Raw genomic sequence first — 21,127 nt, 5'->3', positions numbered from 1 at the left:
GCGGTTAAACCCGATTCTGTACGTGTTGGAAGCCGAAGCGGCCCTTGATGCAGAGGTTGCCGTGGGTCACCGGGTTGTCGTGCGGAGAGGTGACCTTGACGATCTCATTGTCCTGCACATGGAGTGTGACGTTGCAGCCGACACCGCAGTGGGCGCAGACGGTGGTGGTTTCCGTCCGGGCCGGCTCGTCCCAGGTCCCGGCCGCCCGCATGTCGAATTCGGTCCTGAAGGAGAGCGCCCCGGTGGGGCACACCTCGATGCAGTTGCCGCAGTAGACACACGCCGAGTCGGTGAGCGGCGCGTCGTGCTCGGTGGAGATCCGGGCGTCGAAGCCACGGCCCGCGACCGCGAACGTGTTCTGCCAGTGTTCGCCGCACGCGTCGACGTGAGTGTGTCGCCCTGGCACAGCGTCGGGGATGTCCTTGCCCGCGGCCCGGCAGGCGTCCAGGATCGTCGATCCCTCCGGGACCCGGGTCTCCTGACCGTCGAGGGCGAACTCGATCAGCCGGCGCGGCAGCTGCAAGGGAACAGCGGTCATGCGTGACCCCCAGACGGTCGACGGCGGATTCCACGGCGTTCCACGCGGTCTGCCCAGACCGTAGATCGATGCGTCCCGCACGGCCGCTCAACTTCTATGAGCAGCGCGATGTCATGCCGCATCGCGGCCAGGTGCGGCCCGCGGGCGATGAGATGGACCTCGGCGCCGGCGCGGTGGAGCGCGGCCCCGACATGGGCGCCGATCGCACCGGCGCCGACAACTGCGACTTTCACGGGGCTCTCCGTCCGGTAAGGGACCGAGCGAGGGAACAGGAGACGATGCCAAGTCGACAGAATATTGTCTACAGTGTGCGTTCGGAGAGGTCAAGGGTGTCGTCAAGCCTCCAAGCCTCGGCCGCTAATCCTGTGGGATCACGTGCCCCCGTACCGGACGGTAGCCACCAAGACTGGATAGTTCCTGCCATACGTAGCGAGGGGAACCTCTACATGACCGGCTCACGTGTCGTGGCGCTCGGCCACTATCAGCCCGCCAAGGTGCTCACCAATGACGACCTGGCGGCCATGGTCGACACCAGCGACGAGTGGATCACCAGTCGCGTCGGGATCAAGACCCGCCATGTGGGAGGCCCTGACGAGCCGGTGGACGAGATGGCCGCGCACGCGGCGGCCAAGGCGCTCGCCACGGCCGGTCTCGACCCCGCCGACATCGATCTGGTCCTCGTCGCGACCTCCACCGCGATCGACCGTTCGCCCAGCATGTCCGCGCGCGTGGCCGCCCGCCTCGGCATGGCTTCGCCCGCCGTCATGGACATCAACGTGGTCTGCTCCGGCTTTACCCACGCCCTCGCCACCGCCGACCATGCGATCCGGGCGGGCGCCGCGACCCGTGCGCTGGTGATCGGCGCCGACAAGATGGCCGACATCGCCGACTGGACCGACCGCTCCACCTGCGTCCTGCTCGGCGACGGTGCGGGCGCCGCGGTCGTGGTCGCGGACCCGCAGGGCGATGCGGACGCCGCGCCCGGAATCGGCCCCGTGCTCTGGGGTTCGGTGCCGGAGATGGGTCGCGCGGTCCGGATCGAGGGGACTCCGCCGCGATTCGCCCAGGAGGGGCAGTCCGTCTACCGATGGGCCACCACCCAGTTGCCGCCCATCGCGCGCAAAGTGTGCGAAAAGGCAGGCGTCGCCCCCGAGGATCTCGCCGCGGTGGTCCTGCATCAGGCCAATCTGCGGATCATCGAACCGGTCGCCAGGAAGATCGGTGCGGTCAACGCGATCATCGCCCGGGATGTCGTGGATTCCGGCAATACGTCCGCCGCTTCGATCCCCATGGCCCTGTCGAAACTGGTGGAACGCGGCGAGGTCGACAGCGGCGCTCCGGCGCTGCTTTTCGGGTTCGGCGGGAACCTCTCGTACGCGGGTCAGGTGATCCGCTGCCCCTGACCCCCATTGTGCTCGGTAGACTGTAGACGATAAGCGATTGCTCGTCGCCCGGAGGGGGACCGCGATGTTGTCCACAGGACTGCCACAAGGAGCCGTGCCGAAGCTGGAACGGCCCGGTCCGCTGCGCGAGCGCGTCTATGAGGCGCTGCTCGAACTGATCACCACGCGTGCGCTCCGCCCAGGCCAGCATCTGGTCGAGAGTGAGCTGGCGGGGCACCTCGGTGTGTCCCGGCAGCCGGTGCGCGAGGCATTGCAGCGGCTGAACACCGAGGGCTGGGTCGATCTGCGTCCCGCTCAGGGTGCGTTCGTCCATGAACCCACCGAGGAGGAGGCGGACCAGCTGCTCTCGGTCCGCACGCTGCTGGAGGCCGAGGCCGCCCGGCTGGCCGCGGCCAACTCCGGCACGGCCGGCATTGCCGCCCTCGAGGAGCTCTGTGCCAAGGGTGAGCAGGCCGTGGCCGACGACGATGTGGATCTCGCCGTCGCCACCAATGCCGCCTTCCACGCCAAGGTCATGGAGCTGGCGGGCAATGTGGTGCTCGCCGAGCTCGCCGGACAGGTCGACCGCCGGGTCCGCTGGTACTACACACCGGTGGCCCGCCAGCGCGGTACCCAGTCCTGGATCGAACACCGCTCGCTCATCGCGGCGATCTCCTCGCGGGACGAGCAACGGGCCACCGAGATCATGCGGGCGCACACGGAGCACACGCGCAAGACGTACCACCGGCGCGAAGAGGGTTAGCGCGCGGCCGGACAAGCCGGACCGTTCGAACGGGTCGTCAAGGTTCGGACGGATCGCGGTCGTAACGGGTCGAAGTCGTAACGGGTCGTCCAGGAAGGGTCGGGGCTCCGAGCCCCGGCTCTCCTCTGCGTTCCGCACCGGATCGCCGCCCTGCCCGTGGACCCCTGGTCCCGCCCCGGCTCGCCCGCTGGTCCTTACCCGGATGGCGCCGGCGATCACCGCGGAGTACAGGCGCCGCGAGGTCGCGCGTATCGCCGCTGCCCCGGTCGACCAGCACGGCACAACCCCGCCGACGCTTCGGTGTGGCCACTGCGGTCCGCAGGCTTCTCCGCGAGGCTGGTTGCGCCGGTGGCGTCTTGATCCATTCTGCGCCGAAGCGCGCGGGAGGAATGACAGTGGACGGCCCGTCGGCGTTCAGTGCGGTGGCGGCGGTGTGGGCTGTACGAGGCCGGACTGGTAGGCGATGACGACCAGTTGGGCGCGGTCCCGCGCGTGGAGCTTGGCCATGGCGCGCTGGACGTGGGTGCGCACGGTCAGCGGGCTGAGGACGAGCATGCCGGCGATCTCGGCGTTGGACTTCCCCTCGGCGGCCAGGGCCATGACCTCGCGCTCGCGGGCAGTGAGAACGGCGAGGCGTTCGGGCGGCACCAGGTGGCTGCCGGGTTCGGGTGTGGCGAGGAAGCGGGCGATGAGGGAGCGCGTGGCCGACGGGGAGAGCAGGGAGTCGCCGGAGGTCACGGTGCGGATGCCGGCGAGGAGTCCGTCCGCGTCCACATCCTTGCCGAGAAAGCCGCTCGCGCCGGCGCGCAGTGCCCGGGCGACGTACTCGTCGGTCTCGAACGTGGTGAGGATGAGGACGCGGGTGCCGGACAGGTCCGGATCGGCGCAGAGCGCGGTGGTCGCGGCCAGGCCGTCGATACCGGGCATACGGATGTCCATGAGGACGAGGTCGGGACGGTGGGTGCGGGTGAGCTCGACCGCTTCCCTGCCGTCGGCGGCTTCGGCGACCACGTCCATGTCGTCACAGGAGTCGATCAGCATGCGGAAGGTCGCCCGGAGGAGAGCTTGGTCGTCGGCGAGCAGGACGCGGATCGTCATGGGATGAAGCCCTCTTCCGGGTTCCGGGGGTGCAGTGGCAGTTGGGCGGTGACGTGGAAGCCACCTTCGGACCGGTGGCCGGCGTGCAGGTGACCGCCGACGGAATGGGCGCGTTCACGCATGCCGATGAGACCGAATCCGCCGCTCCGGGCCGCAGTGGTTCGGGCTGTGGCCTCTCCGTCGTCGGTGATCGTGACGGTCAGCCTGTCGCGGGTGTAGTCGAGCTGTACGTGCGCCGCGTGTGCGGTGGCGTGTTTGGTGACGTTGGTGAGTGCTTCCTGCACGATCCGGAACGCCGTCAGGTCCACTGCCGGTGAGAGCCGCTGTTCCTCTCCCTCGGTGGTGACGGTGACGATGAGCCCGGCGGATGCGAACGAGTCGGTGAGAGTGGCGAGCTGCGCGAGGCCGGGGGCCGGTGCCAGCGCGTCGGTGTCGTCCGCCTGGCGCAGGAGGCCGACGGTGGCCTTGAGTTCTCGCAGCGCCGATGAGGTGGTGCCGACCAGGTCGGCAAGGATCGTCTGCGCCTGCTCGGGGTGGATGCGCGCCAGGTGCGCGGCCGTACCGGCCTGGGCATGGGCCAGCGTCAAGTGGTGGGCGACGGCATCGTGCAGTTCGCGGGCGATGCGCATGCGCTCGGCGTGTGCGGCACGGGCCTGTACGACCTCCAGATAGGCGCGGCGCAGCTGGACGGCGCTGCCGAGCACTGCCGACAGCAGAATCCAGGCGGTGGGGTTGATCGTCCTGAGGATGAGCGGCTGGTCACCACGGGTGGCGAGCAGCGTCGTCGCCGTCAGCAGCGCGGCGACGGTGAGCGTGTAGGCGCGGGTGGTCGTCCGGTCGGCGCCGACGGCCAGCCGGTAGAGCGCCACCATGACCGGTCCCAGCAGCAGGGGGGTGAGCAGGAATCCCGGCACGCCCGTGGCCACGGCGCAGGCCGCGGTCACCGCGACGACGGTGCGGGGGTGGCTGCGGTTCCACAGCAGGGCCGCGCAGCCGACGGCCGAGAACAGCACGGTGATCCACCACTCGGCCCGGACGGCGGGCTCCATGCCGCTGATCACGCTTCCCGGGACGGAGACGACGAACAGCAGCAGGGCCACAGCCGCGTCGACGCCGCGGGGATGGTCATGCGCGTATCGCTGCCAGTTGGGCATCATCGAATTTCTCCGGTCCGGTAGATCCATGGTGGGCGACGCGGGCGCCGAGCAGCCAACGAGGGCCGCCCGTGCCTACCACGGGCGGCCCTGCGGGGGGTGCGGCGGTCAGATGCGGACCGACTCCCGGTCGGCCGCCTCGGCCTGCGCCGGGGCGGCGGCGGACCGTCGGCTCAGAGCCTCACCTTCGACGTCGACGCGGGGCAGCAGCTTGTCCAGCGGGCGGGGCAGCCACCACGCCGCCTTGCCGAGCAGGGCGAGCACGGCGGGGACGAACGCCATGCGGACGACGAACGCGTCGAACAGGACGGCCGTGGCCAGACCGAACCCGATCGTCTTGATCATGGATTCGCCGGCGCCGATGAATCCCGAGAAGACAGCCATCATGATGAGCGCGGCCGCCACCACGACGCGGGCGCTGTACCGGAAACCGGTGACGACCGCCTGGCCGGGCCGGTCTCCGTGGACGTACGCCTCCCGCATGCGGGCGACCAGGAAGACTTCGTAGTCCATGGCGAGACCGAAGACGATGCCCACCAGGAAGATCGGCATCAGGCTCATGATCGGGCCGGTCTGCTCGACGCCGAGGAGGCCGGCGCCCCAGCCCCACTGGAAGACCGCGACGACCGAGCCGAGAGCGGCCAGCACCGACAGGAGGAAGCCGAGGGCCGCCTTGATCGGTACGAGGACGGAGCGGAAGACCACCATCAGGAGCAGGACGGCCAGACCCACCACGACCGCGAGGTAGGGGATCAGCGCGTCCTGGACCTTCTGGGCGACGTCGATGTTCATCGCTGTGGTCCCGGTGACCTCGAAGGTCACTCCGGTGGCGGACGTGACCGCGGGGCGTTCGGTGCGGATGGTGTGGACGAGGTCCTTGGTCTTCTCGGTGCTCGGCCCGGCGGCCGGGACGGCGGAGAATACCGCGGTGTCACCGGCGGGGTTGAACCGTGCCGGTGAGACGGAGACGACTCCTTCGGTGGCGCCGATCTTCTGCTCGATCGTCGTCACCGCAGCCTTCGGGTCGTCGGCACCCTTGGCGTCCACGACGATGGTCAGGGGCCCGTTGAAGCCGGGACCGAAGCCGTCGGCGAGCGCGTCGTAGGCGCGGCGCTCGGTGGTCGAGGTGGGTTTGGCCTCGTCTCCGGGCATGCCCAGCTGCAGATCCATCACCGGCAGCGCGAGTGCCCCCAGACCCGCGACCGAGGCGAGGAGTACGGGGACGGGGCGGCGCAGGACGAACCGGGCCCAGCGGCTGCCTCCGTTGTGCTCGCCGCCTTCCGTGCTCCTCCCGCGCTTCCGGACGGAGCGCGACAGCACCGTACGCGGCCAGAAGCCGAGCAGGGCCGGGACCAGCGTCAGCGCGATGACGACGGAGATGACGACTGCCCCTGCGGCGGCGAGGCCCATCGTGGTCAGCATCGGGATACCGACCACCGAGAGCCCGGCCAGCGCGATGACGACGGTGAGCCCGGCGAAGACGACCGCCGACCCGGCGGTGCCGGCCGCCAGACCCGCCGCCTCCTGGGGTACGTGTCCCTTGGCCCGCTCCTCGCGGTAGCGGGAGACGAGGAACACGGCGTAGTCGATGCCGCATGCGAGGCCGAGCATCGTGGCCAGGGTGCCGGTCGTCGCGGACAGGCCCAGGGCACTGCCCAGGGCGAGAATCGACGCCATGCTGACACCGACGCCGATGATCGCGGTCAGCAACGGCAGCCCGGCGGCGGCCAGTGAACCGAAGGTCATCAGCAACACCACGGCGGCGATGGCGATGCCAATCCCCTCGGCCCCTCCGCCCGCCGCCGGCTGCGTCGCCAGCGCGGTTCCGCCGACCTCGACGGTCAAGCCCGCGTCCCGGGCCTCCTGCAGGGCGTCCTCCAGCTTCTGCTTGCTCGCGTCGGTGAGGTCGTCGGCCTTCACCTTGTAGGTGACTGTCGCGTACGCCGTGGAGGCGTCCTTGCTCACCGAGTGCGCCTGGAAGGGGCTCACCGCACCGGCGACCTGAGCCCCGTCGGCGGCCTCGACCACGGTCTTCTCGATGGCCGACCGGTTCCCGGCCGCGGTGACCTTCTGCCCGTCGGGAGCGACGAAGACGACCCGGGCGCTCGCCCCGTCGGCCATCGACCCGGGGAAGCGCTGCTCCATCAGATCGAATGCCTTCTGGGACTCGATGCCCGGCATGGAGGACCCCCCGTCGGGGGCGGCGGGAGCTGTGACGGCGCTGAAGCCGACAGCGCCCAGCACCGCCGCCCACAGCAGGGCGACGTACCAGCGCCGCCGGAAGGCCAGACGGCCCAGTCGATAGAGAAAAGCAGCCACGGGCAGGGGTCTCCACATCTGAGTCTCGGATACCTCCCCAGGTTCTCCGGGCACGGCCCGTCCCGTCGTCGTGCGCCTGCCGACAATCCCGCTACTGAAATCGCAGTACATGTGCTCCGGCACGTCCCCGACGGGCATGACCGGGCGCTGCTCCTGCCACCCGCCGGTGCCCTTCTCCTGCACGTCGAAGGGCAGGTCCTGTCCGATATTCACACACATCGATGTTCAAACGAACATCGATGTGTTAGAAATGAGTCATGGGTGTCGCCAATCGTCTGGACCTGACCCTGCGACTGGTGCAGGCCTCCGACCGGGCTTCCGTGTCGGAGCTCTCCCATCGCCTGGGGGTCTCCGAAATGACCGTTCGCAGGGACCTGGACGCGCTGGAGCGACAGGGGCTGGTGCGCCGGGTGCACGGCGGCGCTGTCGCCACACGTTCGCGTGAGGACGGAGCGGGCTTCGCGGCCCGTGAGCCGTGGCAGGCCGCGACGAAGGACCGTCTCGGTGCGGCCGTGGCCGCGATGATCGAGCCGGGATCTCGCGTGCTGCTGGACGCGGGCACCAGCACCGTGCACGTCGCGAAGCATCTGGTCGAACGCGCCCCGTTGACGGTCGCGGTGCTCAGTCTGCAGGCGGCGGTCTGCCTGGCGGACCGGCCCGGCATCGAGCTGCTGGTCGTCGGCGGCCGGTCCCGTTCCGGGGAGCAGTCGCTGGTCGGCCCGCTTGCCCTGCGCACACTTGAGGCCCTGGCCTTCGACTGCTTTGTGCTGTCCATCGGCGGTGTGCACGCCGAGTACGGGTGGTCGGAGTTCTCGCTGGACGACGCGGCCGTCAAACAGGCCGCCCTTGCGCAGGCAGCGCGCACGATCGCCGTGGCGGACGCGACCAAACTCGGGGTGCGCGCGTTCAGCCAGGTCGCCGCGCTGGGGGCGGTGGACGCCTTCGTCACCGACCCCGCGGCCCAGGATGCCGCCACGCACCCCAATGGCCCGCTGACCCTGACGGCCCTGCGCGATGCGGGCGTCAGCACGGCCCTGGCCTGAACCCCGTCCGCCATGAGGAGCGCATCATGACCGCTGTCCCACGACCGCTGATGATCCTGGTCGCCGGCCCCTACCGATCGGGCACCGGGGACGATCCGGTCAAGCTCGACGCCCATGTGCGGGCGATGAACCAGGCCGCACTGGTGCTCTTTCGCTCCGGCCACCTGCCTGTCACCGGCGAGGCTCTGGCCCTTCCCCTGCTGGAGACCGCGGGAAGCACCGGTCCGGGCGACGCGGCATTCCAGGAGATCTTCCACCCCATCGCCGAACTGCTGCTGGCGCGCTGCGACGCGGTGCTGCGCATCGGCGGTCCCTCGGACGGCGCGGACCGGATGGTCGCGAGGGCCCGGGATCAGGGGCTGGACATCTACACCCGTATCGACGACGTCCCGTCCGCCCGGTGACGGCCGGCCTGGACACCCCCGACCGTCGCGGCCGTACGGGCCTGGACCAGCAAGGCCGCGACCTGACCGGCAACCCGCGGGTGCGAATCGAAGGCGTGGAAGTGCTGTCCTGCGACTGGTACGTCCTGCGCCGGACGACCTTCGACTACCGGCACAGCGACGGCCATTGGAGCCGGGAGCAGCGGGAGACCTACGACCGGGGTGACGGCGCCACGATCCTGCTCTACAACACCGATTGCCGCACTGTTCTGCTGACTCGCCAGTTCCGTCTGCCCGCCTACGTCAACGGGCACCCCGACGGCATGCTGATCGAGACCGCCGCCGGGCTCCTCGACGGCGACAGCCCCGAGGAAGCCATCCGCAGGGAAGCAATCGAGGAGACCGGACACATCATCGGCACCCCCGAGCGCGTCTTCGAGGTGTACATGAGCCCCGGCTCGGTCACCGAACGCCTGCACTTCTTCGCTGCCCCCTACCGTCCGCAGGCCTCCGCCGCCGACGGGTACGGGATCGCGGCCGAGGGCGAGGACATCGCGACGGTGGAACTTCCCTTCGCGGAGGCGCTCGCGATGGTCCGCACCGGCGCCATCGTCGACGCCAAGACCATCATGCTGTTGCAATGGGCGGCCCTGGACGGTCCGTACCGGCACTCCTGATTGCCCGCCCGGCCACGGCGGGGGCCTCGAAATACCTCCGCACCGACGGCAGACCCACGACTCGACCGCACGGCTTTGTCCTCAGTGTGGAGAAAGTTGTAGCAGATTCCTGCGCAACTTCTTCCCAGTACCGGCAACCACTGCTACGTTCCCTTCGAAAGCCCGACGGACAAGCCGATGTGGCGGGGAGGGGCGCGTGAGACGTATGACGGCACGACCCGCGAATGCGCATCAGGCGCGACTGCTCCGGCTGTTGCGCGACGGCGGGCCCAACTCCCGGGCACAGCTGGGGGATCAGGTCGATCTCTCCCGCTCCAAGCTCGCCGTCGAGGTGGACCGGCTGCTGGAGACCGGACTCGTCGTGGCCGACGGACTCGCCGCCTCGCGCGGCGGGCGTCGCTCGCACAACATCCGGCTCGCTCCCGCACTGCGCTTCCTCGGCGTCGACATCGGTGCCACATCGATCGATGTGGCCGTCACCAACGCGGAGTTGGAGGTTCTGGGCCACCTCAACCACCCCATGGACGTACGCGAAGGACCTGTCGCGATCTTCGAACAGGTGCTGTCCATGGCGGCCAAGCTCCGGTCCTCCGGGCTCGCCGAAGGCTTCGACGGCGCGGGTATCGGCGTACCCGGACCGGTCCGCTTCCCCGAAGGCGTACCGGTCGCACCTCCGATCATGCCCGGCTGGGACGGCTTCCCGGTCCGCGAGGCGCTCAGCCAGGAACTGGGCTGCCCCGTCATGGTCGACAACGACGTGAACCTGATGGCGATGGGGGAACAGCACGCGGGCGTCGCACGCTCCGTGGGCGACTTCCTCTGCGTCAAGATCGGTACCGGTATCGGCTGCGGCATCGTCGTCGGCGGCGACGTCTACCGCGGTACGACGGGCAGCGCCGGCGACATCGGCCACATCCAGGTCGAACCCGACGGCCGCGCCTGCGCCTGCGGCAACCGGGGCTGCCTGGAAGCCCACTTCAGCGGCGCCGCGCTCGCCCGCGACGCCGAGGACGCGGCGCGCGCGGGACAGTCGCAGGAACTCGCCGCCCGGCTGGAGGCGGCCGGGAAACTCACCGCAGTCGATGTGGCCGCCGCCGCGGCCGCCGGTGACGCCACCTCGCTCGACCTGATCCGCGAGGGCGGCAACCGGGTCGGCCAGGTCATCGCCGGACTCGTCAGCTTCTTCAACCCAGGACTGGTGGTGATCGGCGGCGGTGTGACCGGCCTCGGCCACACGCTCCTCGCCAGCGTCCGTACCCAGGTCTACCGGCAGTCCCTGCCGCTGGCCACCGGCAATCTCCCCATCGTGCTGGGCGAGTTGGGGCCGGCCGCCGGAGTGATCGGCGCCGCCCGGCTCATCAGCGACCACCTGTTCTCACCGGCCTGATCCTCGACCGGTACGCACCACCGAACCACTCCCGCCTCATCCGGCCGGGGTCCGGGGGATACCCCCCGGAACAGCACCGCCCTGCCCGCTCACCGGCCCGCACCCGCCGAGGGGATTTGTCATGGCACCAGAACCACCCCTGCTCACCATGTCCGGCATCACCAAGTCGTTCCCCGGTGTGCGCGCCCTCGACGGCGTGGACCTGGAGGTCCAGGCCGGCGAAGTCCACTGTCTGCTCGGGCAGAACGGCGCCGGTAAGTCCACCCTCATCAAGGTGCTTGCCGGGGCCCACCAGCCCGACGGCGGCGAGATCACCTGGCGCGGCGCACCCGTCTCGCTCAAGTCGCCGATCGCCGCCATGCGTCTGGGCATCGCCACCATCTACCAGGAACTCGACCTGGTCGAGGGCCTCTCGGTCGCCGAGAACATCTTCCTCGGCCACGAACCCACCACCGCCCGCTTCGTCGTCCGCACCCGCGAAGGACGCGCGGCCGCCGCCGCACTGCTGAAGCGCCTCGGCCACCCCGAGATCGATCCCGCCCGCCCCGTCGGCGCGCTCTCCGCAGCCCAGCAGCAGATCGTCTCCATGGCGCGGGCGCTCTCCCACGACGTGCGGCTCATCGTCATGGACGAGCCGTCCGCCGCCCTCGACCCCGACGAGGTCGCCAACCTCTTCCGTATCGTCGCCGGGCTCACCGCCGAGGGGGTCGCCGTCGTCTACATCTCCCACCGCCTGGAGGAGATCCGCCGCATCGGCGACCGGGTGACCGTGCTCAAGGACGGGCGGGCCGTCGCCGTCGGGCTGCCCGCCGAGTCCACCCCTACGCGCGACATCGTTGCGATGATGACCGGCCGCAATGTCGAGTACGTCTTCCCGCAGCGCCCCGAGGCTCCCGCAAAGGACGTCCGGCAGGACCCCGTGCTCACCGTCGAAGGGCTTGCGAGGGCAGACGAGTTCGCCCCCGTCGACCTGGAACTGCGGCCCGGCGAGATCGTCGGGCTCGCCGGACTCGTCGGATCCGGGCGCTCCGAGATCCTGGAGACCATCTACGGAGCCCGCAGGCCGAGCGCGGGCCGGGTCCTCGTCGGCGGGCGGCCGCTGCGCCCAGGCAGCGTCCGCGCCGCCGTCGCCGCGGGCATCGGACTCGCCCCCGAGGAACGCAAGGCGCAGGCCCTGCTGATGCTCGAATCCGTCACCCGTAATGTCTCCGTCTCCTCCATGTCCCGTTTTTCCCGGGCCGGTTGGCTCGACCGCGGAGCCGAGCGCCGGGCGGCCCGCGCTGCCACCCGCGAACTCTCGCTGCGCCCGGACAACCCGGACACCCCCGTCCGCACCCTCTCCGGCGGCAACCAGCAGAAGGCCGTCCTGGCCCGCTGGCTGCTGCGCGGCTGCCGGGTGCTACTGCTCGACGAACCGACCCGCGGTGTCGACGTCGGCGCCCGCGCCGAGCTCTACGCCGTGATCCGCCGGCTGGCCGACGAAGGCCTCGCCGTTCTGCTGGTCTCCAGCGAAGTGCCCGAAGTGCTGGGCCTCGCCGACCGGGTGCTGGTGCTCCGCGAGGGCCGAGTCGTGCATACGGCGGACGCCCGGGAGCTCGACGAGCACCGCGTACTCGACCTCGTGATGGAAGGAAGCCCGACGTCATGACTCAGCCCGTCTCCTCGGCGCAGCACGGTGGGCCGGACAAGGCGGCCCCGCCCGCCCCCACCGCGTTGCCGCCCTCGAAGGGCGGCGGACTGCGCGCCCTCGGGGTGCGCGCGGACGTTCGCAATCTGTCGCTGCTCGGCGTCCTCGCCGTACTGATCGCCGTCGGCGGGTTCACCGAGCCCGACGCCTTCCTGGACACCGGGAACCTGCAGCTGATCCTGACCCAGTCGTCCGTCATCGGCGTCGTCACCGTCGGCATGACGTTCGTCATCACCAGCGGCGGAATCGATCTCTCGGTCGGCGCGATGGTGGCGCTCGCCTCGGTCTGGGCGACCACGCTCGCCACCCAGGAGTACGGCTTCGCGGGGATCCTCTTCACCGCCGTGCTCGTCGGCCTCGGTGCCGGACTCGTCAACGGGCTGCTGATCGCGTACGGGAGGATGGTGCCGTTCATCGCGACGCTGGCCATGCTCGCCTCGGCCCGCGGCCTCGCCCTGCAGATCACCGACGGCAAGACACAGATCGTCACCGTCCAGTCGGTCCTCGACCTGGGTCTGCCCGACTCGTACGTCCTCGGCATCCCGCCGCTGGTCATGGTCTTCGCCGCGGTCACCGTCATCGGCTGGCTGGTGCTGAACCGGACGACGTTCGGACGCCGCACGGTCGCGGTCGGCGGCAACGCGGAAGCGGCCCGCCTTGCCGGGATCGACGTACGGCGGCAGCGGCTCTACCTGTATCTGCTCTCCGGTCTCTGCTGCGGCATCGCCGCCTTCATGCTGATCATCCTGTCCGGCTCGGGACAGAACACCAACGGCAACCTGTACGAGCTCGACGCCATCGCCGCAGCGATCATCGGCGGCACCCTGCTCAGCGGCGGACGCGGCACAATCGTCGGCTCCGTCCTCGGTGTCCTCGTCTTCACCACCATCACCAATATCTTCGCTCTCAACAATCTGCAGAGCGATGTCCAGGAGATCGCCAAGGGCGCGATCATCGTTGCCGCCGTCCTGGTTCAGCGCCGCACCTCGGCCCACGGGGAGACCTAAGGGTGTCCAGCGGATCACGGCCGGGTCCGCGAACTGTCCGACCCTGATCCGCCTGACACCCCGGCCTCCGGGCTCTCCCCACTTCACCCCACCCCATCTCACCCGCAGTTCCGCATGCCACCCACGCACCGGATGAAGGGTTCCACAGCCATGCCAGAAACCAGCCGCAGAGGACTGCTCTTCGGCACCGCGGCCGTCTCCGCGGGCGCTCTCCTCACTGCCTGCACCAGCAATGAGCCGAAGAAGTCTCAGACCGCGCAGAGCAATCAGCCGGCCACGGACGACAAGCCCGGGAAGCCCGTCACCATCGGCTTCGCCGGACCCCAGGCCGACCACGGATGGCTCAACGCCATCAACGAGAACGCCAAGTCGCGGGCGGAGAAGTACTCCGAGGTGACCCTGCAGATCACCGAGGGCTCCAACGACACCGCCACCCAGATCGGCCAGGTCAAGACCCTCATCAACAAGAAGGTCGACGTCCTCGTCATTCTCCCCGCCGACGGCAAGGCGCTCACCCAGGTCGGTCTGGAGGCGATGAAGGCGGGCATCCCCGTCATCAACCTGGACCGCATCTTCGCCTCACCGCAGGCCTACCGCTGCTGGGTCGGCGGCGACAACTACGGCATGGGACTCAATGCCGGCACCTACATCGGCGAACAGCTCAAGGACAAGCCGAACGCCAAGGTGGTCGAGCTCGCGGGCATCGACAACCTGGAGCTCACCAAGCAGCGCAGCCAGGGCTTCGCGGACGCCCTCAAGAATTACTCCAACATCAAGCTGGTCGCCCGTCAGGCCGCCGATTTCACCGTCGAGTCGGGCCAGGCGAAGATGGCTCAACTCCTGCAGGCACAGAAGAAGTTCGACGCCCTGTGGAACCACGACGACGACCAGGGAGTCGGCGCGCTGCGCGCCATTCAGCAGGCCGGCCGGGACGAGTTCCTGATGGTCGGAGGCGCGGGCGCGAAGTCCGCGATGGACGCCATCAAGGCCGACAACAGCGTCCTGAAGGCCACGGTTCTCTACCCGCCGACGATGGCCGCGTCCGCCATCGACCTGGCGCGTGCCCTGGGGCAGGGCAAGGGCATCGGCGGGCTCTCCGAACTGGAGATCCCGACCAGCCTCACCCTCTACTCGGCGGTCGTCACCAAGGACAACATCGACCAGTACCTGCCTACGGGCTTCAGCTGATCCGCCGTCCAGGAGGGTGCTGACCCTCCTGCCGTGCGCCCACCGAACGACCGACGAGGAGGAAGCCCGTATGGCCCGTAGGGAAGAGACGGAGCAGGAGGCCGCAGCGCCGCCGACGACCGTGCCGAAGGCGACGCTCGGAGTCGGCATGGTCGGATACGCGTTCATGGGCGCCGCCCACTCACAGGGGTGGCGCACCGCCGGACACGTCTTCGACCTGCCGATGCAGCCGGCTCTCGCCGCGATCTGCGGACGCGACCTCACGGCGGTCTCCGCCGCCGCCGAACGGCACGGCTGGGCGGCGGCGGAGACCGACTGGCGCGCCCTGATCGCCCGGGACGACGTCCAGCTCGTCGACATCTGCACGCCCGGCGACAGCCATGCGGAGATCGCCATCGCCGCCCTGGAGGCCGGCAAACACGTGCTGTGCGAGAAGCCGCTCGCCAACACGGTCGCCGAGGCGGAGGCCATGGCGGAGGCCGCGGAACGGGCCAGGGCCCGCGGCCAGGTGGCGATGGTCGGCTTCAACTACCGTAAGGTGCCCGCGATCGCGTACGCACGGACGCTGATCGCCGACGGGAGGCTCGGCGTCCTGCGGCACGTGCGGGCCACCTACCTCCAGGACTGGCTGGTCGACCCCGAGTCGCCGCTCACCTGGCGGCTCAAGCGCGAGCACGCGGGATCGGGTGCGCTCGGCGACCTCGGGGCGCACATCGTCGACCTCGCCCAGTATCTGGCGGGGGAGCTCCTGGTGGGGGTGTCGGCGGTCGCCGAGACCTTCGTACGGGAACGACCGCTGCTCGCCGGAGCGTCGGCCGGGCTCTCGGGCACCGCGGACAGCGGGGCACGCGGGGCGGTCACCGTCGACGACGCCGCCGTGTTCACCGGCAGGCTCGCCTCCGGAGCGCTGGCCTCGTTCGAGGCGACCCGGATGGCGGCGGGCCGCAAGAACGCGCTGCGGCTGGAGATCAATGGCGAGCGGGGCTCGCTCGCCTTCGATCTGGAACGCCTCAACGAACTGTCCTTCCACGACCACACCGAACCGGGCACCACCGCCGGGTTCCGCCGCATCCTCGTCACCGAGCCCGAGCACCCGTACCTGGAGGCGTGGTGGCCGCCGGGCCACGCACTCGGCTACGAGCACACCTTCATCCACCAGGCCCGCGACCTGGTTCTGACGATCGCCGAAGGGGCGGACCCCGTGCCGTCGTTCGCCGACGGACTTCAGGTGCAGCGGGTACTCGCGGCGGTGGAGGAAAGCGCCGAGAAGAGCTCCGTACACACCCCCGTGCAGTCCTAGGAGGTTCCGCGCATGCCCCGTCCCTTCACGCTCTTCACCGGTCAGTGGGCCGACCTGCCGCTGGAGGAGGTCTGCCGGCTCGCCCGGGACTTCGGTTACGACGGGCTCGAACTCGCCTGCTGGGGCGATCACTTCGAGGTCGACAAGGCTCTTGCCGACCCCGGCTATCTCGACGGGCGGCGGCAGCTGCTCGACAAGTACGGTCTGAAGTGCTGGGCGATCTCCAACCACCTCGTCGGCCAGGCGGTCTGCGACAACCCCATCGACGAACGTCACCAGGGCATCCTGCCGGCCCGGATCTGGGGCGACGGCGAGCCCGAAGGGGTCCGGCAGCGGGCCGCCGAGGAGATCAAGAACACCGCCCGCGCGGCCGCCGCCTTCGGGGTCCGTACCGTCATCGGCTTCACCGGCTCGTCGATCTGGCACCTGGTGGCGATGTTCCCGCCGGTGCCGCCGCGGATGATCGAGCGCGGTTACGAGGACTTCGCCGAGCGCTGGAACCCGATCCTCGACGTGTTCGACGCGGAGGGCGTGCGGTTCGCCCACGAGGTGCACCCCAGCGAGATCGCGTACGACTACTGGACCACGCACCGTGCCCTGGAGGCCGTCGGCCACCGGGCCGCGTTCGGGCTGAACTTCGACCCGAGCCATTTCGTCTGGCAGGACCTCGATCCGGTCGGCTTCCTCTACGACTTCCGGGACCGGATCTACCACGTGGACTGCAAGGAGGCCCGCAAGCGTCTCGACGGGCGCAACGGCCGTCTCGGCTCGCACCTTCCCTGGGGCGATCCGCGGCGCGGCTGGGACTTCGTCTCCGCCGGGCACGGTGACGTGCCATGGGAGGACGTGTTCCGGATGCTCCGCTCGATCGACTACGCAGGCCCGATCTCGGTGGAGTGGGAGGACGCCGGGATGGACCGGCTGGCGGGCGCACCGGAAGCGCTTGCCACGCTGAAGCGGTACGACTTCGACCCGCCGGCCGCGTCGTTCGACGCGGCATTCGGAGGCGGCGACTGACGGTTCCTCGCGGGGGCTCCGCCCCTGGATCTCCGCTCCTCACTCGCGCTCTTTCAGCACGTCCGCCGGGTGGGTACCGGGGGCCGGGGCGGAGCCCCGGCGGGGCGGGGCGGGTAGGGGACAGGTCTGCGCAGCCCGGTGGCACATGCGCCGTCGGGACGGTCCAGGCTGCCCCAAACCCCCTTTGTCCTGATGTAGGAAAAAGTGCAACTCAACTCCTGCTCAAGGGCTTTCCACCCGGGACGAACCCGTCTACCGTCCCCTTGGTGTACACGACATGACTCGCGTCACCGGAGCCCCACCAGGCCTTCGGTGACCTGCGCGGCAGTCCCCGCGCGGAACGGCACGGCAGCACTCGCCCGTACAACCGGCACTCTCCGGAGGACACTCGTGCACAGAACCAGAACCCGGCCCCGATTCCGTACATCCCTCGCCCTGCTCACCGGCGGTCTGCTCACCGCGGCCACCCTCGCCCTGGGCGCCCCGCCCGGTGCAGCCGCATCGGGCCCGACCTCGCCGGCCGCGTCCGACGCGGCGGCGACCGAGGACTTCCAGCAGGTCACCCTCGCCAAGGGCGCCGCCGAGACCGGCGAACCCATGTCCCTGGCCGTGCTCCCCGACCGCAGCGTCCTGCACACCTCGCGCAACGGCGAGCTGCGGATCACCGACAGCGCCGGCAACACCAGGGTCTCGGGCGTCATCCCCGTCTACTCGCACGACGAGGAAGGCCTCCAGGGCGTCGGTATCGACCCGGACTTCGACAAGAACCGGGCGATCTACCTCTACTACGCGCCGCCGCTGGACACCCCGGCCGGCGACGCCCCGGAGACCGGCACCGCCGCCGACTTCGCCAAGTTCGACGGTGTCAACCGGCTCTCCCGCTTCGTCCTCAACCAGGACGGCACCCTAGACCTGAGCAGCGAGAAGAAGGTCCTCGACGTCAAGACGTCGCGCGGCATCTGCTGCCACGTCGGCGGCGACATCGACTTCGACGCGCAGGGCAACCTGTATCTGTCGACCGGTGACGACTCCAACCCCTTCGCCTCCGACGGCTACACGCCGATCGACGAACGCCCCGACCGCAACCCGGCGTTCGACGCCCGGCGTACCTCGGGCAACACCAACGACCTGCGCGGCAAGCTCCTCCGGATCAAGGTCGCCGACGACGGTTCGTACACCATCCCCGAGGGCAACCTCTTCGCCCCGGGCACGGACAAGACCCGGCCCGAGATCTACGCGATGGGCTTCCGCAACCCGTTCCGCTTCAGCGTCGACAAGGCCACCGGCATTGCGTACGTCGGTGACTACGGTCCCGACGCGGGCGCGGCCGACCCGAAGCGGGGACCGGGCGGACAGGTCGAGTTCGCCCGGGTGACCAAGGCGGGCAACTTCGGCTGGCCGTTCTGCACCGGGAAGAACGACCCCTTCGTCGACTACGACTTCGCGACGAAGACGTCCGGCGCGACCTTCGACTGCGCCGCACCGAAGAACACCTCGCCGCACAACACCGGCCTGGTCGACCTGCCCCCGGCGCAGCCCGCCTGGATCCCGTACGACGGCGGATCCGTGCCCGAGTTCGGCACCGGCTCCGAGTCGCCGATGGGCGGCCCCGTCTACCATTACGACGCCAACCTCGACTCGCCCGTGAAGTTCCCCGAGGCGTACGACGGGGACTTCTTCGCCGGTGAGTTCGGCCGGCGCTGGATCAAGCGCATCGAGCAGGACGGCGACGGCACGGTCCAGTCCATCAACAACATCCCGTGGACCGGGACCCAGGTGATGGACATGGCCTTCGGCCCGGACGGGGCGCTGTACGTCCTGGACTACGGTCTCTCCTGGTTCGGCGGCGACGAGAACTCCGCGCTCTACCGCATCGAGAACGCCACCGGCGGTCACTCACCGGTCGCCGAAGCCGCCTCCGACAAGACGTCCGGCACCACCCCGCTGAAGGTGCAGTTCTCCTCGGCCGGCACCACGGACTCCGACGGCGACACACTCACCTACGCCTGGGACTTCGGTGACGGCGGCACGTCGACCGCCGCGAACCCCACGTACACGTACAAGAAGAACGGCACCTACACCGCGACCGTCACCGCCAAGGACCCCACCGGACGCACCGGATCGGCGAGCGTCCATGTGACCGTCGGCAACACGGCACCCACGGTGAAGCTGGAACTCCCGGGTGACGGCCAGCTGTTCAGCTTCGGGGACAAGATCCCGTTCAAGGTGACCGTCACCGACCCCGAGGACGGCACGATCGACTGCTCGAAGGTCGAGGTCCGCTTCGTACTCGGCCATGACAGCCACGGCCACCCGATCACCACGGCCAACGGCTGCACCGGCACCATCAGCACCCAGATCGACGGCGGACACGACCCGAACGCCAACATCTTCGGAGTCATCGACGCCTCGTACACCGATGGCGGGGGCGGCGGCCAGGCCGCGCTCTCCGGCCACGACCAGTCGCAGCTTCAGCCCCGCCACCGCCAGGCCGAGCACTTCACCGAGTCGTCCGGCATCCGGACGTACGACAAGGCGGCCGCGCACGGCGGCAAGACGGTCGGTGACATCAACAACGGCGACTGGATCGCCTTCAAGCCGTACATCCTCGGTGACTCCACCAAGCTCACCGCCCGGATCTCGTCCGGCGGCGCGGGAGGCTTCCTCGAAGTACGGTCCGGCTCCGCGACCGGCAAGATCCTCGGCTCCGCACCGGTGCCGGTGACCGGTGGCTGGGAGAACTTCCAGGACATCGACGTACCGCTGCGCGGCGTCCCGGGGAAGGCCACCGAGCTCTTCCTGGTCTTCAAGGGCGGCGACGGGGCGCTCTACGACGTCGACGACTTCGAGCTCTCCAACAGCGCCCCCGACCGGACCGCCAAGCGCGTCCTGGTCTTCTCGAAGACGGCCGGCTTCCGCCACGACGCGATTCCCCAGGGCATCGCGGCACTGAAGGAACTCGGCGCGACGAGCAACATCACCGTCGACTCCACCGAGGAAGCAGGCCAGTTCACCACCAGCAACCTGGCCCGCTACGACGCCGTCGTCTTCCTCTCCACGACCGGTGACGTCCTCAACGCCGACCAGCAGAAGGCGTTCGAGAACTACATCGCCACCGGCGGCGGCTACATGGGCGTGCACGCCGCCGCGGACACCGAGTACGACTGGTCGTTCTACGGCGGACTCGTCGGTGCGTACTTCGCCGGGCACCCCGCGATCCAGCCCGTCACCGTCCGCGTCGAGGACCACAAGAACCCGGCGACCGCCCACCTCGACGACGCCTGGAACCGGACCGACGAGCTGTACAACTACCGCACCAACCCGCGCGACAAGGTCAAGGTCCTCGCCACCCTTGACGAGACGACCTACACCGGCGGCACCATGAAGGGCGATCACCCGATCACCTGGTGCCAGGCCTACCAGGGCGGCCGCTCCTTCTACACCGGCCTCGGCCACACCAAGGAGTCGTACGCCGAACCGGCCTTCCGCCAGCTCCTCCTCGGCGGCGTCCGCTACGCGGCCGGACAGGTGAAGGCCGACTGCAAGCCGGACACCGGCTACCGGCCGATCTTCAATGGCAAGACGCTCGAAGGCTGGAAGCAGGCCGGCCCCGGGAAGTTCAACGTCGTCGACGGTGAACTCCGCTCCGAGGGCGGCATGGGTCTCCTCACCTACCAGGCCAAGGAGCTCGGGTCGTACTCCCTGAAGCTCGACTGGAAGCTGGCGGGTGACGACAACTCCGGTGTCTTCGTCGGCTTCCCGGAGTCCGACGACCCGTGGTCCGCGGTGAACAACGGCTACGAGGTCCAGATCGACGCCACCGATGCGCCCGACCGCACCACGGGCTCCATCTACACCTTCAAGGCGGCGAACATCAAGGCCCGTGACGAGGTCCTGCGGCCGCCCGGCCAGTGGAACAGCTACGAGATCAAGGTCCAGGGCGAACGGCTCCAGGTCTTCCTCAACGGAGTCAAGATCAACGACTTCACCAACACCGATCCCGTCCGCAGCCTGAAGAACGGCTACATCGGCCTCCAGAACCACGGAGCCGACGACCATGTGTCCTTCCGGAACATCGAGTTGAAGGAGCTGCCCGCCGCCTAGGCGCGACAGCCGCAGTCCGACGGCGGGCGGGGCAAAGGCCCTACCCCGCCCGCCGTCACCCCCACCCTTGTCCGCCTCGA

At 69.6% G+C, this 21,127-nt stretch carries 16 protein-coding genes and 1 pseudogene; 12 read left to right on the top strand and 5 right to left on the bottom strand.

What is annotated here, in order from left to right:
* Positions 1-4 precede the first annotated feature (4 nt).
* Together OG395_RS14605 and OG395_RS14600 are read right to left on the bottom strand one after the other, a co-directional pair.
* Positions 5-538 (bottom strand): 4Fe-4S binding protein, encoded by a 534-nt coding sequence (locus OG395_RS14605; RefSeq protein WP_327243323.1) that lies wholly within the window; start codon positions 536-538, stop codon positions 5-7.
* A gap of 116 nt (positions 539-654) precedes the next feature.
* Positions 655-771 (bottom strand): annotated as a pseudogene (locus OG395_RS14600) (ketopantoate reductase family protein); the annotation flags it as partial.
* A 213-nt stretch (positions 772-984) separates the two neighbouring features.
* On the opposite strand from OG395_RS14600, the gene OG395_RS14595 reads away from it, so the two are divergent.
* Both OG395_RS14595 and OG395_RS14590 read left to right on the top strand, forming a co-directional pair.
* Positions 985-1,941, top strand: coding sequence for a beta-ketoacyl-ACP synthase III (locus OG395_RS14595; RefSeq protein WP_327243322.1), 957 nt, complete (start codon positions 985-987; stop codon positions 1,939-1,941).
* A gap of 64 nt (positions 1,942-2,005) precedes the next feature.
* A complete protein-coding gene (locus tag OG395_RS14590) occupies positions 2,006-2,683 on the top strand; it encodes a GntR family transcriptional regulator (RefSeq protein ID WP_327243321.1) in 678 nt (225 codons plus the stop codon).
* A gap of 414 nt (positions 2,684-3,097) precedes the next feature.
* On the opposite strand, the gene OG395_RS14585 is transcribed toward OG395_RS14590, so the two are convergent.
* The 3 genes from OG395_RS14585 to OG395_RS14575 all read right to left on the bottom strand — a co-directional run bounded on the left by OG395_RS14585 (position 3,098) and on the right by OG395_RS14575 (position 7,254).
* On the bottom strand, positions 3,098-3,781 hold the full coding sequence (locus OG395_RS14585) for a response regulator transcription factor (protein ID WP_327243320.1): 684 nt from the start codon (positions 3,779-3,781) through the stop codon (positions 3,098-3,100).
* Positions 3,778-4,938, bottom strand: coding sequence for a sensor histidine kinase (locus OG395_RS14580; RefSeq protein ID WP_327243319.1), 1,161 nt, complete (start codon positions 4,936-4,938; stop codon positions 3,778-3,780). The genes OG395_RS14585 and OG395_RS14580 overlap by 4 nt, the downstream gene beginning before the upstream one ends.
* 105 nt (positions 4,939-5,043) lie before the next feature.
* Complete coding sequence (locus tag OG395_RS14575; protein WP_327249338.1) at positions 5,044-7,254, bottom strand: MMPL family transporter; 2,211 nt, start codon at positions 7,252-7,254, stop codon at positions 5,044-5,046.
* 257 nt (positions 7,255-7,511) lie between these two features.
* Here OG395_RS14575 and OG395_RS14570 point away from each other — a divergent pair, with 257 nt between their 5' ends.
* From OG395_RS14570 to OG395_RS14525, 10 genes are all read left to right on the top strand, one after another.
* Positions 7,512-8,297, top strand: a complete 786-nt coding sequence (locus OG395_RS14570; RefSeq protein ID WP_327243318.1) for a DeoR/GlpR family DNA-binding transcription regulator — start codon at positions 7,512-7,514, stop codon at positions 8,295-8,297.
* Between the two features lie 26 nt (positions 8,298-8,323).
* Entirely contained in the window at positions 8,324-8,701 is a 378-nt protein-coding gene (locus OG395_RS14565; protein ID WP_327243317.1) for a DUF4406 domain-containing protein, read from the top strand.
* Entirely contained in the window at positions 8,698-9,357 is a 660-nt protein-coding gene (locus tag OG395_RS14560; protein ID WP_327243316.1) for an NUDIX domain-containing protein, read from the top strand. The genes OG395_RS14565 and OG395_RS14560 overlap by 4 nt, the downstream gene beginning before the upstream one ends.
* A gap of 205 nt (positions 9,358-9,562) precedes the next feature.
* Positions 9,563-10,744, top strand: a complete 1,182-nt coding sequence (locus OG395_RS14555; RefSeq protein WP_327249337.1) for an ROK family transcriptional regulator — start codon at positions 9,563-9,565, stop codon at positions 10,742-10,744.
* A 121-nt stretch (positions 10,745-10,865) separates the two neighbouring features.
* Positions 10,866-12,392: a sugar ABC transporter ATP-binding protein gene (locus OG395_RS14550; protein WP_327243315.1), complete on the top strand. Its 1,527-nt coding sequence runs from the start codon at positions 10,866-10,868 to the stop codon at positions 12,390-12,392.
* A complete protein-coding gene (locus OG395_RS14545) occupies positions 12,389-13,438 on the top strand; it encodes an ABC transporter permease (RefSeq protein ID WP_327243314.1) in 1,050 nt (349 codons plus the stop codon). The genes OG395_RS14550 and OG395_RS14545 overlap by 4 nt, the downstream gene beginning before the upstream one ends.
* 150 nt (positions 13,439-13,588) lie before the next feature.
* Positions 13,589-14,626 carry a substrate-binding domain-containing protein gene (locus OG395_RS14540; protein WP_327243313.1) on the top strand — a complete coding sequence of 346 codons (1,038 nt, stop codon included), beginning with the start codon at positions 13,589-13,591 and terminating at the stop codon, positions 14,624-14,626.
* Between the two features lie 70 nt (positions 14,627-14,696).
* On the top strand, positions 14,697-15,926 hold the full coding sequence (locus tag OG395_RS14535; RefSeq protein ID WP_327243312.1) for a Gfo/Idh/MocA family protein: 1,230 nt from the start codon (positions 14,697-14,699) through the stop codon (positions 15,924-15,926).
* Between the two features lie 12 nt (positions 15,927-15,938).
* Positions 15,939-16,943 carry a sugar phosphate isomerase/epimerase family protein gene (locus OG395_RS14530; RefSeq protein ID WP_327243311.1) on the top strand — a complete coding sequence of 335 codons (1,005 nt, stop codon included), beginning with the start codon at positions 15,939-15,941 and terminating at the stop codon, positions 16,941-16,943.
* Positions 16,944-17,333: 390 nt separating this feature from the next.
* On the top strand, positions 17,334-21,047 hold the full coding sequence (locus OG395_RS14525) for a ThuA domain-containing protein (RefSeq protein WP_327243310.1): 3,714 nt from the start codon (positions 17,334-17,336) through the stop codon (positions 21,045-21,047).
* Positions 21,048-21,127 lie beyond the last annotated feature (80 nt).

Source organism: Streptomyces sp. NBC_01320 (assembly GCF_035974375.1).
Classification (GTDB): Bacteria; Actinomycetota; Actinomycetes; order Streptomycetales; family Streptomycetaceae; genus Streptomyces; species Streptomyces yanii.
The sequence above is the reverse complement of the archived record's forward strand: the minus strand, read 5'-3'. Positions and strand labels throughout refer to the sequence as shown.

What these genes read in the sequence shown, in the direction of transcription:
- OG395_RS14570 (WP_327243318.1), top strand. Translation starts at nt 7,512, where the DNA reads ATGGGTGTCGCCAATCGTCTGGACCTGACCCTGCGACTGGTGCAGGCC.
- OG395_RS14605 (WP_327243323.1), bottom strand. Translation starts at nt 538, where the DNA reads ATGACCGCTGTTCCCTTGCAGCTGCCGCGCCGGCTGATCGAGTTCGCC.
- OG395_RS14535 (WP_327243312.1), top strand. Translation starts at nt 14,697, where the DNA reads ATGGCCCGTAGGGAAGAGACGGAGCAGGAGGCCGCAGCGCCGCCGACG.
- OG395_RS14595 (WP_327243322.1), top strand. Translation starts at nt 985, where the DNA reads ATGACCGGCTCACGTGTCGTGGCGCTCGGCCACTATCAGCCCGCCAAG.
- OG395_RS14565 (WP_327243317.1), top strand. Translation starts at nt 8,324, where the DNA reads ATGACCGCTGTCCCACGACCGCTGATGATCCTGGTCGCCGGCCCCTAC.
- OG395_RS14530 (WP_327243311.1), top strand. Translation starts at nt 15,939, where the DNA reads ATGCCCCGTCCCTTCACGCTCTTCACCGGTCAGTGGGCCGACCTGCCG.
- OG395_RS14545 (WP_327243314.1), top strand. Translation starts at nt 12,389, where the DNA reads ATGACTCAGCCCGTCTCCTCGGCGCAGCACGGTGGGCCGGACAAGGCG.
- OG395_RS14555 (WP_327249337.1), top strand. Translation starts at nt 9,563, where the DNA reads ATGACGGCACGACCCGCGAATGCGCATCAGGCGCGACTGCTCCGGCTG.
- OG395_RS14585 (WP_327243320.1), bottom strand. Translation starts at nt 3,781, where the DNA reads ATGACGATCCGCGTCCTGCTCGCCGACGACCAAGCTCTCCTCCGGGCG.
- OG395_RS14590 (WP_327243321.1), top strand. Translation starts at nt 2,006, where the DNA reads ATGTTGTCCACAGGACTGCCACAAGGAGCCGTGCCGAAGCTGGAACGG.
- OG395_RS14580 (WP_327243319.1), bottom strand. Translation starts at nt 4,938, where the DNA reads ATGATGCCCAACTGGCAGCGATACGCGCATGACCATCCCCGCGGCGTC.
- OG395_RS14550 (WP_327243315.1), top strand. Translation starts at nt 10,866, where the DNA reads ATGGCACCAGAACCACCCCTGCTCACCATGTCCGGCATCACCAAGTCG.
- OG395_RS14540 (WP_327243313.1), top strand. Translation starts at nt 13,589, where the DNA reads ATGCCAGAAACCAGCCGCAGAGGACTGCTCTTCGGCACCGCGGCCGTC.